The sequence below is a fragment of the Luteolibacter yonseiensis genome, assembly GCF_016595465.1.
Classification (GTDB): Bacteria; Verrucomicrobiota; Verrucomicrobiia; order Verrucomicrobiales; family Akkermansiaceae; genus Luteolibacter; species Luteolibacter yonseiensis.
The window spans coordinates 495,769-510,013 of sequence record NZ_JAENIK010000011.1 but is presented as its reverse complement, the minus strand read 5'-3'; the positions used below and the strand labels follow the sequence as shown (position 1 = coordinate 510,013).

Genomic DNA, 14,245 nt, shown 5'->3' with positions numbered 1-14,245 from the left:
CGTCAAAGCAAGCCGCAAGCGCCATGAAACCAAGAATCACTCTAGCAGAAACAGAACTTCCGGACGGTAACATCCTCGCTCTTCAGGAGCATGACGGCCGGAAATCCCTGCTCGTCCACGGCCAACAGATCTGCGGCCCCGCCACCCGCGCGGCGGAGGAGGAGCTCGCCCGCCTCGCCTGCGCGCCCTTCCGTCCGGCACGCCAGCCACAGATCTGGTTTTCCGGTCTCTGCCTGGGCCACACCATCGCCGCCGTGGCGAAGGAACTCCCGCAAAAGCGTGCGAACTTCATCGTGGCCGAGCCATCCGCCTCCATCACGGACTGGCACCGGAACCTCATCCCGGAAAGCCCGTTGCTCACCGAATCCCGCATCACATTGGAAAACGATTGCAGCCCCCAGGCGCTGGTCCGTCACGCGGGGCTGCTCCACGCCATGCTCGTGCATCTCGACGCCTCGCCCACCGGTCCGCGCAACCGGACGTGGGTGGACGAGCGTCGTTGGGTTTCCGCCGCATTCGAGGCCCTCCAGCCCGGCGGACTGCTCGCCATCGCCGGTTCCCGCCACGTCGCGAACCTCACACGCCGCCTGCAAGGCTCGGGCTTCGAAGTCGCCGAATTCACGGTACCATCCTCGCCGAATGCCAAGAGGCCGCGGTTCCTGCCCATCTGGCTCGCGCGAAAAGGCAAAGCGGCAGATTGATCTTCCTTCCGCCACGTGCTTCATTGCGTCGCACCCATGGCACGTCTCACCCCTCTGCACCTCATCCCAGCCTTGATCGCCGCCGCCCACGCCGGGGAAGTCACCATCGAGCCACGCCCGTTTTCCATTGAGAAAACCTTCCCCGCCACCGCCCTGCCCGGTGGTGATGCGGTGCTGCTCAAGCTTGATTCCAAGTCATGGCCGGCCTTTGAGATCATCCGCATCGCCGAGCACGGCGCCAAGGTGGCCAAGGGCGACACGCTGGCAAGCTTCGACCCGGCGGAAATCGACAAGAAGCTCGTGGATGCGAAGCGCGCGCTGGAATCCGGCACGCTCGCCCTGGCCCAGGCGGAACTCGAATCCAAGCTGCTCAAGGAAACCGCCCCGAACAAACTCGAAACCGCCCGCCGCAATGCGGCGACAGCGAAGGAGGAGAACACCTATTTCACCCAGATCCGCCGCAAGGCGGACGAAGAACGCGCCGCGCAGTCCTTGAAGCGCTACGAGCAGATGCTCTCGAACCAGCGTGAGGAACTCAAGCAGCTCACCGAGATGTACAAGGCGGACGACATCACGGAGGACACCGAGGAAATCATCCTCGTCCGCCAGCAGGACGCGGTTGCCGCGGCCGAGTTCGCGTTGCGGATGGAGGTTCTCGACCACAAGCGCACGCTGGAGGTCCTCCTTCCCCGCGAGGCGAAGACCCTCGCCGACAACGAACGGGACACCGCCATTTCCCTCAAAAAAGCCGAGGAGGAAATCCCCCGTTCCATCGAACTGAACAGGCTCGCTCTCGAATCCCTGAAAACCGCCAACGAGCGCGCCAAGCTCGACCTCGCGGATCTGGAAGCGGACCGCGCCTTGTTCGAGTTCAAGGCTCCGGCCGATGGCTGGCTCTATCACGGCCCGATCGAAAATGGCCGCTGGACCCCCGGGGAACTGATAAAGTCGCTCATCCCTCACGGTTTGGCTCCGGTGCACAAAGCCTTCGCCACCTTCGTTCCGGCCACCGCGAAGCTGACGCTCGTTTCGTTTCTTGATGACGCGACAGCCCGGACCCTTCCACCGAATGCGGCCGGCATCGCCACCCTTTCCGGTCGCGAGGATCTTGAAATCCCTGTCACGCTCTCCCGTCTCGCCACAGCTCCGGGTCTGGACGGCACCTATCGGGCGGATCTCGCGGTGACCTGGCCCGCCGATCTCACACCACCCGCCGGGGCGGTGGCACAGATCCGTCTCATTTCCTATCAGCAGGCGTCCGCCATCGCGGTCCCGTCGAAGGCGATCCGCTACGACAGCACCGGTTGGACGGTGGATGTGAAACTCGCCGACGGAAAAACGGAACGCCGGGCCGTCAAACGCGGGAGAATTTCAAAGGATGATACCGAGATCCTCTCCGGTCTGGAACCCGGCCAGGTCATCATCGTGCCGGACAAGTGAGCGATTGGGATTGCTGAAACAAGGAAAGGGAAGCCATGCCACGCCAACTCGCAGTCTCTTTTCTGTGCTCCATCCTGTGGCTTGTCTCACCCGGCTCCGCATCCGCCGCCGAGGCCACTCCCGAGGCCGTCAACACCGCCATCAAACGTGGTGTGGATTTCCTGCTGGCCGACCAAAACGAGAACGGCTCATGGGGCAGCGCCACCCGCACCAAGGCGCTCAATATCTACGCCCCGCTTCCCGGCGCGCACCACGCCTACCGGGCGGGCGCTTCCGGACTCGCCCTGGCGGGAATCATCGATGCGGATGACAACCGCCCGGAGGTCAAGGCCTGCATCGAAAAGGCCGCTGCCTGGACCGCCGCGGAGCTTCCCAATCTCCGCCGGGCCGACCAGACAACCACCTACAATGTCTGGGGGCATGCCTATGGACTGCGCGCCATTTCCAGGCTCTACCTGCGGGAAAACGATCCCGCGAAAAAGGCCGCATGGATCCGGCTCGCCCAAGAGCAGGTGGATCTCGCCAACCGCTACGAAGACGTCAACGGTGGCTGGGGATACCTCGACATTTACGACAATCTCACCACCCGGAAGCCTTCCGGCATCCCCACCTCCTTCACCACCGCCAGCGTGTTGCTCGCGATGGATCAGGCACGATCCGTCATGAATGTGAAGCTCGACGACAAGCTCGTGACCCATGCCATCGCCGGGCTCAACGCACAGCGCACACCGGATTTCTCCTACGTCTATTCCTTCACCCACCGCATGAAGCCGCGTGTCGACATCAACCGCCCCGCCGGTTCTCTCGCCCGCTCCCAAGCCTGCAACGCGGCCTTACGGGTCTTCGGGGAGAAAGCCGTGACCGATGAGGTCCTGATCACCTGGGCGGACCGCTTCATCGCCCGCGAGGGATTCCTCGGCAACGTCCGCAAACGGCCGGTCCCGCATGAGGGACAGTTCCGCATCGCCGGCTATTTCTACTACTACGGCATCTATTACTTCACAGAATCCGTGAAACTGCTGCCCAAGGAAAAACATGCCGCCTATGCCAGGCAGTTGGCCGGCATCTTGCTGGACCGCCAGGAGAAAGATGGCTCGTGGTGGGATTATCCGCTCTACGACTACCACCAACCCTATGGCACCGGCTACTCCCTCATGGCCCTCGCCTGGTGCCGGGAGGCGATGAAAAACTAGCCATGGCCCTCCCCCGGTCAGTCATCGAGAAACGCGCCGTCAAGGCAGGCGTGAAGGCATCGAAGAAACGCCACCACCTCATCACCGAGCAGGAGCTGCTCTCGTTGCGGGTGCAGGTCATGCCCGCGCTTCCACGCGTCATCCTGCTGCTCGTGGGGATTTCCCTATTTGCAGCCTGCTGGTTTTCCTGGCCCTCCGGATCGGTGGAGATCCGGATCCTTGAAACCTTTTTCGGAATCCTCACCTTCCTATGCGGAGTATTCGGAATCCGCCGCACTTTGTCCAAACTACTGGACACCACGGATGTGGTGGGCGGCCCGGCGGAACTCGTCGGCTCTGTTCTGGAACTCATCGGAGACGCGGTTTCCAATATCGATCTTTGATTCATGACCGCGCTTCCGCACCCGCCCACACCGACAGCCATCCTGTCCTTCGACTTCGACGGCACCTTGCACCACCCCTCGGAACAGCCGCCGGTGCCGATCGCGTTTTTCCAAACCATCCGAAAACTCCGCGAGGAACAAGGCATCGTCTGGGGCATCAACACCGGCCGCTCCATGGCACAGATGGCCGAGGGATTCGTCGAAAGCGGTTTCCCCTTCCTGCCGGACTGGGTGGTCGCCCGTGAACGTGAGATTTATTTCCCGACTCCATCCGGCAGATGGCTGCCGGACGCGGAATGGAACAATCGCTGCGAGAAGGAAATCCACGGCCTCTTCAAGCACGCGGAAAAACTCCTCGCCCATCTGCGCCACGAGATCGAGCAACACACGGGAGCCCAGTGGATCGAATTCGAAGGGGATCCCGCCGGTGTCATTTCCAAGACGGAGGAGGAAATGGAGTGGATTGTCGATCACATCGGACCGATCGTCGCGGCCGAGCCGCATCTCTCATGGCAGCGGAACTCCATCTACCTGCGCTTCGGTCACCGGGACTTCCAGAAAGGCAGCTCGCTCACCCATGTCGCCGGGCGTTACCAACTCCCGGCGGACCGTCGGTTCGCCATCGGTGACAGCCATAACGATCTGGAAATGCTGGACATGACAAATGCCGGAATGACAGCCTGCCCGGCGAATTCGGTCGCGGATATATTGCGGAAAGTGGTCGGCAATGGTGGCTACATCGCCCGATCCACGCATGCGCGGGGTGCCATCGAGGCTCTCAACCACTACTTTTTGCCCAAAAAAAATGACTAAATCGGAACTAAATCCGAATTTAGGAGATTTTATCATTTGCCGCCCGGAAATCTTCCTTTAGCTTCCAGCCAACCTCGCGCGAGCATGCGGGCGAACGGGTTTCCGGGGGGGGACCAATTCGCAACAAATCGCAACGCACCCCACGCGTGAGGTGATATGTATGAGGCGCGGATTCCGGCAACGGGTCCGCGCCTTTTCGTTCCGACGCGCCTCCACCTAACAAAAAATCCGGCCGAGAGAGGGTGGTTTCACTCCCGCCGCTCCATACAGAAGGGGACGGATCGTTTCCAACAGCCTTCTGGCAGAGAGACTATCGCAGCACAGCGCCCGGATCACATTCACTCCACCGGCCAGAGGGCCATGTCCCAGATAGACGCCTACTCCGGTCAAGGCATCCAGTTCCCGGGCGGGCCAGTTTTCCGCCATTCCGCCCGCCGCATACACCGAGAGATAATGGGCCGCCGGAAACTTCACCCGCAGCGCCTCCAGACTCTCGTTTCCTGGTGCCAGGTCATAGCGTTCCCGGGCGATGAGCCTGCCGCCCAAGGTGAGGTCCAGCTCCCATCGCAACCGCTGATAGGCGAACACCTCCCCCATCGCCACCCTCCCCGGTGAAATCCAGTCGAAATACAGCAAGCTCGCGGAGGGCTCCAGGTCGATCCGTGTCCGCTGGACATAGCTCGCACCCGCATGAGGGATGAAAGGCTCCGGAATCCACTCCAACATCGCGTTCCCCTCCACACGGAAATGCTGTACGCACACCGCGGACCCACCCGAACGCGTCCGGTAGACCCGCGACGCCGACGGAGTGCTCAGCACCAGTTTCGCACCGCCGCCGACCTCCACGTTCATTTCCAACCGGTCGCCATCGAAAAACCCCGCCGTCGGGTTCACGATGCTCTGCACCAGACGACCCTCATCCACATGGGATTTGCTCAAATGGATCGGCGCGCGGAAACTCTGGCGGGCAATGACCGGCACGCCATCCGCACGGAGTTCGCAACGGAGGTCAAGATGCCCGCTGAGCGCGGAACCCGAAACCGGGAGCGCGGGATGAATCCCTGGATAGCTGGATTCATCGTGCCGGTCGGCCGGTTCGCGCGGGATGAATCCCGCGCTCCAATTAGACGAACAGATACTCATGCTTCAACCACGCTAACAGATCTTCTTTCCCCTTCTCCGATTTCAAATCCGCGAACAGGAACGGCCTGTTCCCGCGCTGGGCCTTCGAGTCACGCGCCATCACTTCCAGATCCGCACCCACATACGGAGCGAGTTCGGTCTTGTTGATGAGCAGGAGGTCGCTTGTCCGGATCGCCGGGCCACCCTTGCGAGGGATCTTGTCCCCCTCCGCCACATCGATGACATAGATGTAGGCATCCACGAGTTCGGGCGAGAACGTGGCGGACAGGTTGTCACCACCGCTCTCGATGAGAATCAGCTTCAGATCCGGATGCGCGGCTTCCAGATCCCTGACCGCCGCCATGTTCATGCTGATGTCGTCCCGGATCGCGGTGTGCGGGCAGCCGCCCGTTTCCACACCACGCACCCGGTCCGCGGGCAGCACGCCCGCACGAAGCAGGAACTCGGCGTCCTCCCGCGTGTAGATGTCGTTGGTGATGACGGCGAGGGAGATTTCATCCTTCAGCCACTGCGACAGCCGCAGCACACACATGGTTTTTCCTGAGCCCACGGGACCGCCGACACCGAGGCGGAAGGGACGTTTATGAAATGAAGAGTCGGTGGTTGGCACGGGCATGGCGGAGTGAGGCGATTTCTAAAAGCGGGTTGAACCATCCATCCGGTGGCTCTGATAATGCGGAATCGATTTTTTCGCCCAGCCTGACAAGTGTCCGGCGGGTGATGAGCTGGCAGGACGTCTGGCCGATGCGCATGAGCTTCATCGACGCCGCCGCCAGTCCGGCGATGCTCTGGAACGCGAACGCCCGGGCGGCTTTCGCCAATGGCACCGCCGCCAGTTCCAGCGAGGTGACGATCAAATGGTGGCTTCGCGGACAGGCCTCGCGATGCGCGAGAATGAAGGGCGAGGGATCAAGCTGGCAAAGCAGCTCAAGCCGCTGTGAACCGATGCGCCGGGAGGCGTCCCGCAATTCATGGGGAATCCTCCAGGCGTCCAGTTCCTCGTCCATCTCCAACAACGCGGCGGCATCGCACTTGTTGGACGCCGCATGGGCACGTGCGAAGAACGGAATCTCGAACGTCAGCAGCGCGGGCAGGATTTGTTTCTCCAGAAACGCCTCCAAATCCGCGGGCGTCGCGATCACCCCGCACTCCACAAGCTCCTCCATGCCGAACGAGTGCGCGTAGGACCCGGACGGATACGCAGTATCATTCGCCTGAAGCAGCCAAAGCATGGGATCGGAGGTCATGCTGCTACAGTGGGGGAATTCCCGCGAGAGCGTCTTCCAAGCGGGCTGAGGTTTTGTGAAGTTCGCACCACTTCCGGATGTAAGGCATGTCGAGCGTCTCCGGACCTTGGACCGCGAGAACATCCCGCGCATCATCAAGGTCCTTGTTCCTTCCCCAACGCAACTTTTGCACGATGACATCTTCAGCCGTGGGGAGCCACACTCTGTGACGAAGCTGTTTGGAGTCCATCGGCCTTCTTCGTTCGAATTGTTGGCGCACGAAGGCATCATCAAACAGTTCGAACAACTCCACCTTGAGAGCACTAGATGATCTGCTCAGTCCGACATGGCGACGGCCCCAGGTAAGTGTGTCGAACTGGACTTGGGACTCAAATGTCACGTGGCTTGAAAGTCGTCTGATCACCCGATCTATCCCGTCTTCCGGCGAGAGACTCAGGACAAAATCCACGTCATTCGTGGACCGCGGTATCGCATAATAAGTCACCGCGAACGCCCCTGTCATCATATAGTCGATCTGCTCCACCTCGCAGGCAGCAATCACAAGGGCGGCCAACTCTTCAATTTTCATGCGACGGAAACGTAAAGATTTTTATCCCTCGCACGGGAAAGCCGCTCCATTCGCCGATGCACTTCGGCGATCGCCGTTTCACGATCTGAATTTCCGGTTTGCCAGATAACCCCTTCGATCATGCGTTCGGCAACACTATTGGTAAGATCCATCGCTTCATTGAAGCGCTCTTCTGGCGACATCCCGCGCGCCCGCAGGATCTTCTCACGGTAGATCGCGTCTTGAAGCGCCTTGAGAGCGGCGGGGTTGTCATGCGGATTCTCCATCGCGAAGGAATGATACTTGGCAGGTGCGGATGTCGCAAGGTCGCGCTTCAGGCATGCGCCATGGCTTTCATCGGGGTGAATATGACTTCCGGTTCGCCGTGATCCCAACCTTCCCTCTCCAGAAGCTGTGTCATCGCCTCATCGTGCAACACACGGATGGAGCCCGGAAAAATTTGTGCTGGCAGGTGCAGGTTCCCCACTTTCCATGCGACATGGGCGGCATGGTCGGGCGAGACATAGGGCACCTCATACACCTTTTCCGGCAACTGCCTGACAAGGTAGTCCCTGCCATCTTCATGATGGATCACACCGCCATCGACGAGCCGGCTCTCGAGGTCGAAGCCGAACTCGGTGCCATCTTCCGCGACGCCACGCCAGCGGCGTTTCAGGAATTGACGGCGCTCGGCGGCCAAGGTGATTTGATTTTCCGCCGGCAGCGTGGAGTGGTCCGCCAGAAGACGCGTGATGAGATGCATGAAACCTAGAATAGATAATATCGCTGGGCCATGGGAAGCACGGACATCGGCTCGCAACGGAGCTCCCGACCATCGGCGGTGACGGTGTAGGTATCCGGATCCACCGTGATTTCCGGCATGGCGTTGTTGAAAGGAAGATCCGCCTTGGTGATGCTGCGGCAGCCCTTCACCGGGACGAGGCGCTTTTGCAATCCTAGCTTTTCCAAATCACCGGATGAGTGGGCGGCCTGGCTCACGAAGGTGACGGAGGTGGAGGCGATCGTTTTCCCGAACGCGCCGAACTGCGGACGGTACATCATCGGCTGCGGAGTGGGGATGGACGCGTTCGGATCGCCCATGTTCGCCCACGCGATGAAACCGCTTTTCAGAATGGTCTCCGGCTTCACACCGAAGAAGGCGGGCTTCCATATCACGAGGTCCGCGAGTTTCCCGACCTCGATGCTGCCCACCTCGTGCGCGATGCCGTGGGTGAGCGCCGGACAGATGGTGTATTTCGAAACATATCTCAGGGCGCGGAAATTGTCGGCCGCAGGGTGCGAGTCACCTTCCAATTTCCCGAACTGGACCTTCATCTTGTGCGCGGTCTGCCAGGTGCGGGTGATGACCTCGCCGATGCGCCCCATGGCCTGCGAATCCGAGGACATCATGGAAATCGCGCCGAGGTCGTGCAGCAGATCCTCCGCCGCGATGGTCTCGGGACGGATCCGGCTTTCAGCGAACGCCACATCCTCGGGGATCTTGGAGTCGAGGTGGTGGCACACCATGAGCATGTCGAGATGTTCGTCGATGGTGTTGACCGTGAACGGACGGGTCGGATTCGTGGAGGAAGGGAGTACGTTGGCCTCGCCGCAGACCCGGATGATGTCCGGCGCGTGACCACCGCCCGCGCCTTCGGAGTGATAGGTGTGGATGGTGCGCCCCTTGAACGCCGCGAGGGTGCTTTCCACAAAGCCCGCCTCGTTCAAGGTATCCGTGTGGATGGCGACCTGCACGTCCAGCTCGTCGGCCACCGACAGGCAGGTATCGATCGCGGCCGGGGTCGTGCCCCAGTCCTCATGAAGCTTCAGTCCGATGGCCCCCGCCAGCACCTGCTCGCGAAGAGGTTCGGGTGACGAACAGTTTCCTTTCCCCAGAAACCCGAGATTCACAGGGAAGGAATCCGCCGTCTCCAGCATGCGGTGCATGTTCCAGATGCCCGGTGTGCAGGTGGTGGCATAGGTCCCGTGCGCGGGACCCGTCCCCCCGCCGATGAGCGTGGTCACTCCGCTGGCGATGGCGTGCTCGATCTGTTGCGGACAGATGAAATGGATGTGTGTGTCGATGCCCCCGGCGGTGATGATGCACCCCTCCCCCGCGATGACCTCCGTACCCGCTCCGATGATCATGGTGATGCCATCCTGCAGCATGGGATTCCCGGCATGGCCGATGCCCGCGATGCGCCCGTGCTTGATGCCGATGTCCGCCTTGATGACCCCATGCGCGGAGTCGAGGATGAGCGCGTTCGTGATGACGAGGTCCAGCGACTCCGCATCCGTAGCGAGACAGGACTGCGCCATGCCGTCCCGGATGACTTTTCCACCGCCGAATTTCACCTCGTTTCCATAACCGGAAACCTCGGTGATGAGATCGCGCTCGACCTCGATGAAAAGCTCCGTGTCCGCCAGACGGACACGGTCGCCGACGGTCGGCCCGAAGGTGGCGGCGTAGTTTTTACGTGATTGTTTCATGGGTTGCGGCCGGAGGATTTACAACTTTCCGTTCACGAGATTGTTCAGTCCGTAAACCTCACGGGTGCCTGCGAACGCGACCAGCGGAACCTCGCGGGTATCACCCGGCTCGAAGCGGATGGCGGTGCCGGCGGGAATGTCCAACCGGAAGCCACGGGCGGCACCGCGATCGAAGTGGAGTGCGGAATTGATCTCCGCGAAATGGAAGTGGCTGCCGACCTGCACCGGACGGTCACCCGTGTTCGCCACCACCACGGATGTCGTGGCGAGCCCCGGATTCAGTTCCAGGTCCGGCGCGTCGGGCGGGGTAATGATTTCTCCAGGGATCATCGGACGGGATTGTGAACGGTTACCAGTTTCGTCCCATCCGGGAAGGTGGCTTCGACCTGGATGTCGTGGATCATTTCCGCGACACCTTCCATCACCTCGTCACGTTTCACGAGGGTGGTGCCGTAGCTCATCAGTTCCGAGACGGACCTCCCGTCACGCGCGCCTTCGAAAATCTCCGCCGTGATGAGGGCGATGGTTTCCGGATAATTCAGCTTCAGCCCCCGCGCGCGGCGGCGTTGGGCGAGATCGCCGGCGACGACGATGAGCAGCTTTTCGGTTTCACGCGGAGTGAGGTGCATCTGTGGAACCGTTAGAGAATCGGAAGCAGCGCAAGCGAACCCAGGGCGGCGATGATCGCCGTGATCCGGATCGCCGGCCTGCCATGCAGAAAGGAAATGCCAATACAGGAAATGGCGATGGCGGCGAGCAGGTAGTCCATCGCGCCGTGTGAATGGAAAAAGGTGGCCCGGAGGAAGTCGAATTCATCCGTTTCGTCCGGGTGATAGTGGCCCGGATGCGCGAGCAGGAACGACGGAGCCAGACAGAACGCGGCAACCATCAGACGGGTTGCGGAAACTGGCCACTGGGTGGGTTTGGAAAATTTCATGAGATGACGGACGAAGCGGAGCCTGCCAGCGAGCAAGTCATATGCCAAGCGGCTTGCGAAAAAAAACCATGCCCTCCGGGGGAGGACATGGCTTGAGGTCAGACAACAACCAGACAGGGAGAGCTTATTTGAAGGTGCCTTTGAGGAATGGTTCGCCAACGACGTTCTTGAATTCCTTGAGGATCTTGAACTGGCCATCCGCCTTGGACTCGCCGATGAAGACGTTCTTGGTGAGGTGGTGGTTCTTCTGGCTGGTGACGGTGCCGCCGGGACCATCGAAGGTGATGCCGGACTCGAGGGCGGCCATGACCTTCTCAGGATCGAAGCTCTTGGCCTTTTCCACAGCGGCCTTCCAGAGGTAGACACCGTTGTAGGACAGAACCATCGGCGAACAGGTCACGCGGCCTTCCTTGACGATGCCGGGAACGTCGGACTTGGCGAGCCACGCTTGGAAGTCCTTGGTGAACTTCGCGTTCGCAGGGCTCTTGATGGATTGGAAGTAGGTCCAGCAACCGAGCTGGCCGACGAGTTGTTTCGCGGGCAGTCCGCGGAACTCGTCTTCCGAGATCGAGAAGGAAACGACGGGGGCGGTTTCGGCGGTGAGGCCGGCGGCGGCGTATTCCTTGAAGAACGGGACGTTGGTGTCGCCGTTCAGGGTGCTGATGATGGCGGCATCCCCGGAAGCACAGAACTGTTTGATCTCGGAAACGATTTGTTGGTAATCGGTGTGGCCGAACGGAGTGTATTTTCCGGCGGAAATGATCTTGCCGGAGCCATCCTTGGTGAAACCACCGCCGATGTTTTCAATCGGCACGCCCTTGCTGAGGAGATACTCGAGCAGGACGAGGTTCGTGGTCTGTGGATAGACATAGTCGGAGCCGAGGAGGTAGAACTTCTTCTTTCCTTCCGCGAGGAGGTAGTCGACGGCGGGCGTTGCCTGCTGGTTGACGGCTTCCGCGGTGTAGAAGATGTTCGGCGACATTTCCTCGCCCTCATACTGGACCGGATAGAAGAGAAGACCTTTCTTCTCCTCGAACACCGGGAGGACGGATTTGCGAGAAACCGAAGTCCAGCAACCGAAGGTCACGGACACCTTGTCCTTGTCCAGCAGCTGCTTCGCCTTTTCGGCGAAGAGAGGCCAGTTCGACGCGCCATCCGCGACAACCGGTTCGATCTTCTTGCCCAACACGCCGCCCTTGGCGTTGATTTCGTCGAAGGTGAAGAGGAGGACATCGCGGAGGGATGTCTCGCTGATGGCCATGGTGCCGGAAAGCGAGTGGAGGACACCGACCTTGACGGTTTCCTCCGCGATGGCGGAAGCACCGGAAAGTGTGATCGCAGCAAGTGCGGCGGGGATGAGTTTCGAGATCATTTGAATGAAAGGAGTTTTTAAAATATATCTTATGACTGATGATTTTTAACAGCAAGCGGGAGAGCATTGATACCAACCGATCAATAGGACCCTCCCGCCGCAACCGTTGATGCAGAGAAAACCGACCGGAGATCAGAACGCGAGGCTCAGGCCCACCGTGGTGGTGAGGAAATCATCCCCATTCGGATTGCCCACCACACCGTCATCCGTGAAGTAGTAGTTGAGGCCGGCGTTCAGCGTCCAGTCGCCGAGAGTGTCGGCGACCGCCGTGAGAGGAAGCGCCGCACCGACACCGAGGGAGGCATAACCGAATCCATCGTCCGTACTGTTGGCATGGAAGTCATCCTCGAGGAAGTATGCCACGCTCACCGGGAAAGAAACCGTGACCGGACCAGCCTCGATGCTGTGGGAAAGACCAAGAACAAGCACCGTTCCTTCATTTCCACCGGAACCGCCTTCACCAAGGCGGTTGTGAATCGTGAGCGACGGAGCGAGCAGGCAGTCATAGGCGAACTTGACGTCGAGGATCTCCTCCGTGGCATCCGCATAGATCCAATCCTGGAAGGTGACGCCCACAGTGAACTTCTCATAGGTATAGGCGAGGCCGGCCCAGACATCGATTTCCTGCATCTGGCCACCGAGCGGACTGTCTCCCTTGGAATTCACATCCCACCAGGTTCCGAGCGTCGAGGTGAAACCGGCGGGAAGCGCGAACGACAGTTCGAGCATCGGGTTGAATCCCATGTCGGACATCGATTCCGCATCACCCCAGACGTCCGCACCATACGAGACGAAGTGGGAGTTGAAATCCAACTTAAGCACGCCCGACACGACGTCCTCGGCCGGCGGCGCCGCAGGAGCGGTCGTCGTGGTTTCAGTGGTACCGGCGGTCGCGATGCCCGTAGCCAAGGCAAATGCGAGAAGCGGCGCATTGAGTAGATTTCGGCAATACTTGTTTTTCATGGTTCAGCTATTTTTTGGTGGAGTGGGTTGTTGGGCAGATGGATCTGCGTTGACATCCGGATAGCTTGATCCATGCCATGGGAATGATAATTGTTTCACCAAACTCCTGTTTTTCAATTTTCAGCAGATGATTTTATGACAATCATGAATGCTATTACATGAATTCAGTATCCATGATGAATCACATGCATGCCTATCAGTTCAGACCCCGCAAAAGAAGGTTCATGAACACAAAAAGCGGAGCTCCGGGGAACTCCGCTTTTATGAACCATTACCGATGAAAAATGTCAGACGGTCAGGAACTCCCGGACGATGTCATCGCTCAGTGCCGCCATTTCTCCGGAGGCCGCGACCGCTCCGCGTTCGAGGATCGCGAAGTCATCGCCGAGCTCCTTGCAGAAATCCAGATATTGCTCCACCAGCAGGATGCTCATCTTGCCTTCGGCGCGGAGCATCTTGATGGCGTCGCCGATCTGGTCGATGATGTTCGGCTGGATGCCTTCCGTCGGCTCGTCGAGAATGAGGAGCTTGGGTTTCGTCAGCAGCGCTCGGCCGATGGCGAGCTGTTGTTGCTGGCCGCCGGACAGCATGCCACCCTTGCGGTGCAGGAATTCCTTGATGATGGGAAACAACGTGAAAATCCGGTCGATTTCAGCAGGGTCTTTTTTCCAGCCGCGGGCATTGAGACCAATGAAAAGGTTTTCCTCAACCGTCAGGAGGGGGAAGATATCCCTTCCCTGGGGCACATATCCGAGCCCCGCGCGGGCGCGGTCCGCGGAGCCGAGCCGGGTGATGTCGACGCCCTGCAATTCGAATTTTCCGGAGTCGATGGGATAAAGTCCGGTAAGCGCCTTGAGAGTCGTACTCTTGCCCACGCCATTGCGCCCCATGAGGCAGAAAACCGATTGAGGACGGATGCTCAGGTCGATGCCACGCAGGATGGCGCTGCCGCCGATGGAGACACGGAGACCGGAAATGCTGAGGTTTTCCTCGGTGAGGGTGGCGGGCATGGAGAA

Annotated in this window: 18 protein-coding genes; 5 read left to right on the top strand and 13 right to left on the bottom strand. The window is 60.1% G+C overall.

Annotated features, from left to right (window positions below; genetic code table 11):
• The first annotated feature begins 23 nt into the window (after window positions 1–23).
• Genes JIN84_RS11885 through JIN84_RS11865 form a run of 5 tightly spaced genes read left to right on the top strand, consistent with a single transcriptional unit; the run spans window position 24 to window position 4,530 of the window.
• Complete coding sequence (locus tag JIN84_RS11885) at window positions 24–701, top strand: hypothetical protein (RefSeq protein WP_200351259.1); 678 nt, start codon at window positions 24–26, stop codon at window positions 699–701.
• Window positions 702–737: 36 nt separating this feature from the next.
• Window positions 738–2,141, top strand: a complete 1,404-nt coding sequence (locus tag JIN84_RS11880; RefSeq protein WP_200351258.1) for a permuted SH3 domain-containing protein — start codon at window positions 738–740, stop codon at window positions 2,139–2,141.
• A 35-nt stretch (window positions 2,142–2,176) separates the two neighbouring features.
• A complete protein-coding gene (locus tag JIN84_RS11875) occupies window positions 2,177–3,334 on the top strand; it encodes a prenyltransferase/squalene oxidase repeat-containing protein (protein ID WP_200351257.1) in 1,158 nt (385 codons plus the stop codon).
• Window positions 3,335–3,336: 2 nt separating this feature from the next.
• Complete coding sequence (locus tag JIN84_RS11870) at window positions 3,337–3,717, top strand: hypothetical protein (RefSeq protein WP_200351256.1); 381 nt, start codon at window positions 3,337–3,339, stop codon at window positions 3,715–3,717.
• A gap of 3 nt (window positions 3,718–3,720) precedes the next feature.
• A complete protein-coding gene (locus tag JIN84_RS11865) occupies window positions 3,721–4,530 on the top strand; it encodes an HAD family hydrolase (protein ID WP_200351255.1) in 810 nt (269 codons plus the stop codon).
• Between the two features lie 216 nt (window positions 4,531–4,746).
• Here the strand turns inward: JIN84_RS11865 and JIN84_RS11860 are convergent, their stop codons facing one another.
• The 13 genes from JIN84_RS11860 to urtE all read right to left on the bottom strand — a co-directional run bounded on the left by JIN84_RS11860 (window position 4,747) and on the right by urtE (window position 14,239).
• A complete protein-coding gene (locus JIN84_RS11860) occupies window positions 4,747–5,673 on the bottom strand; it encodes an urease accessory protein UreD (protein ID WP_200351254.1) in 927 nt (308 codons plus the stop codon).
• Window positions 5,654–6,289 (bottom strand): urease accessory protein UreG, encoded by a 636-nt coding sequence (gene ureG, locus JIN84_RS11855; protein WP_200351253.1) that lies wholly within the window; start codon window positions 6,287–6,289, stop codon window positions 5,654–5,656. Before ureG ends, JIN84_RS11860 begins: the two co-directional genes overlap by 20 nt.
• Window positions 6,255–6,920, bottom strand: coding sequence for an urease accessory protein UreF (locus tag JIN84_RS11850; protein ID WP_200351252.1), 666 nt, complete (start codon window positions 6,918–6,920; stop codon window positions 6,255–6,257). Before JIN84_RS11850 ends, ureG begins: the two co-directional genes overlap by 35 nt.
• Window positions 6,921–6,924: 4 nt before the next feature.
• Entirely contained in the window at window positions 6,925–7,488 is a 564-nt protein-coding gene (locus tag JIN84_RS11845; protein WP_200351251.1) for a hypothetical protein, read from the bottom strand.
• Window positions 7,485–7,754: a hypothetical protein gene (locus JIN84_RS11840; RefSeq protein ID WP_200351250.1), complete on the bottom strand. Its 270-nt coding sequence runs from the start codon at window positions 7,752–7,754 to the stop codon at window positions 7,485–7,487. Before JIN84_RS11840 ends, JIN84_RS11845 begins: the two co-directional genes overlap by 4 nt.
• A gap of 47 nt (window positions 7,755–7,801) precedes the next feature.
• Window positions 7,802–8,230: an urease accessory protein UreE gene (locus JIN84_RS11835; protein WP_200351249.1), complete on the bottom strand. Its 429-nt coding sequence runs from the start codon at window positions 8,228–8,230 to the stop codon at window positions 7,802–7,804.
• A 5-nt stretch (window positions 8,231–8,235) separates the two neighbouring features.
• Entirely contained in the window at window positions 8,236–9,957 is a 1,722-nt protein-coding gene (ureC, locus tag JIN84_RS11830) for an urease subunit alpha (protein WP_200351248.1), read from the bottom strand.
• 18 nt (window positions 9,958–9,975) lie between these two features.
• Window positions 9,976–10,287 (bottom strand): urease subunit beta, encoded by a 312-nt coding sequence (locus JIN84_RS11825; RefSeq protein WP_200351247.1) that lies wholly within the window; start codon window positions 10,285–10,287, stop codon window positions 9,976–9,978.
• Entirely contained in the window at window positions 10,284–10,586 is a 303-nt protein-coding gene (gene ureA, locus JIN84_RS11820; protein ID WP_200351246.1) for an urease subunit gamma, read from the bottom strand. Before ureA ends, JIN84_RS11825 begins: the two co-directional genes overlap by 4 nt.
• Window positions 10,587–10,597: 11 nt before the next feature.
• Entirely contained in the window at window positions 10,598–10,894 is a 297-nt protein-coding gene (locus tag JIN84_RS11815; RefSeq protein ID WP_200351245.1) for a hypothetical protein, read from the bottom strand.
• A 124-nt stretch (window positions 10,895–11,018) separates the two neighbouring features.
• Window positions 11,019–12,266: an urea ABC transporter substrate-binding protein gene (gene urtA / locus JIN84_RS11810; RefSeq protein ID WP_200351244.1), complete on the bottom strand. Its 1,248-nt coding sequence runs from the start codon at window positions 12,264–12,266 to the stop codon at window positions 11,019–11,021.
• A 132-nt stretch (window positions 12,267–12,398) separates the two neighbouring features.
• Complete coding sequence (locus JIN84_RS11805) at window positions 12,399–13,229, bottom strand: hypothetical protein (RefSeq protein ID WP_200351243.1); 831 nt, start codon at window positions 13,227–13,229, stop codon at window positions 12,399–12,401.
• 287 nt (window positions 13,230–13,516) lie between these two features.
• Window positions 13,517–14,239, bottom strand: coding sequence for an urea ABC transporter ATP-binding subunit UrtE (gene urtE / locus JIN84_RS11800; protein WP_200351242.1), 723 nt, complete (start codon window positions 14,237–14,239; stop codon window positions 13,517–13,519).
• Window positions 14,240–14,245 lie beyond the last annotated feature (6 nt).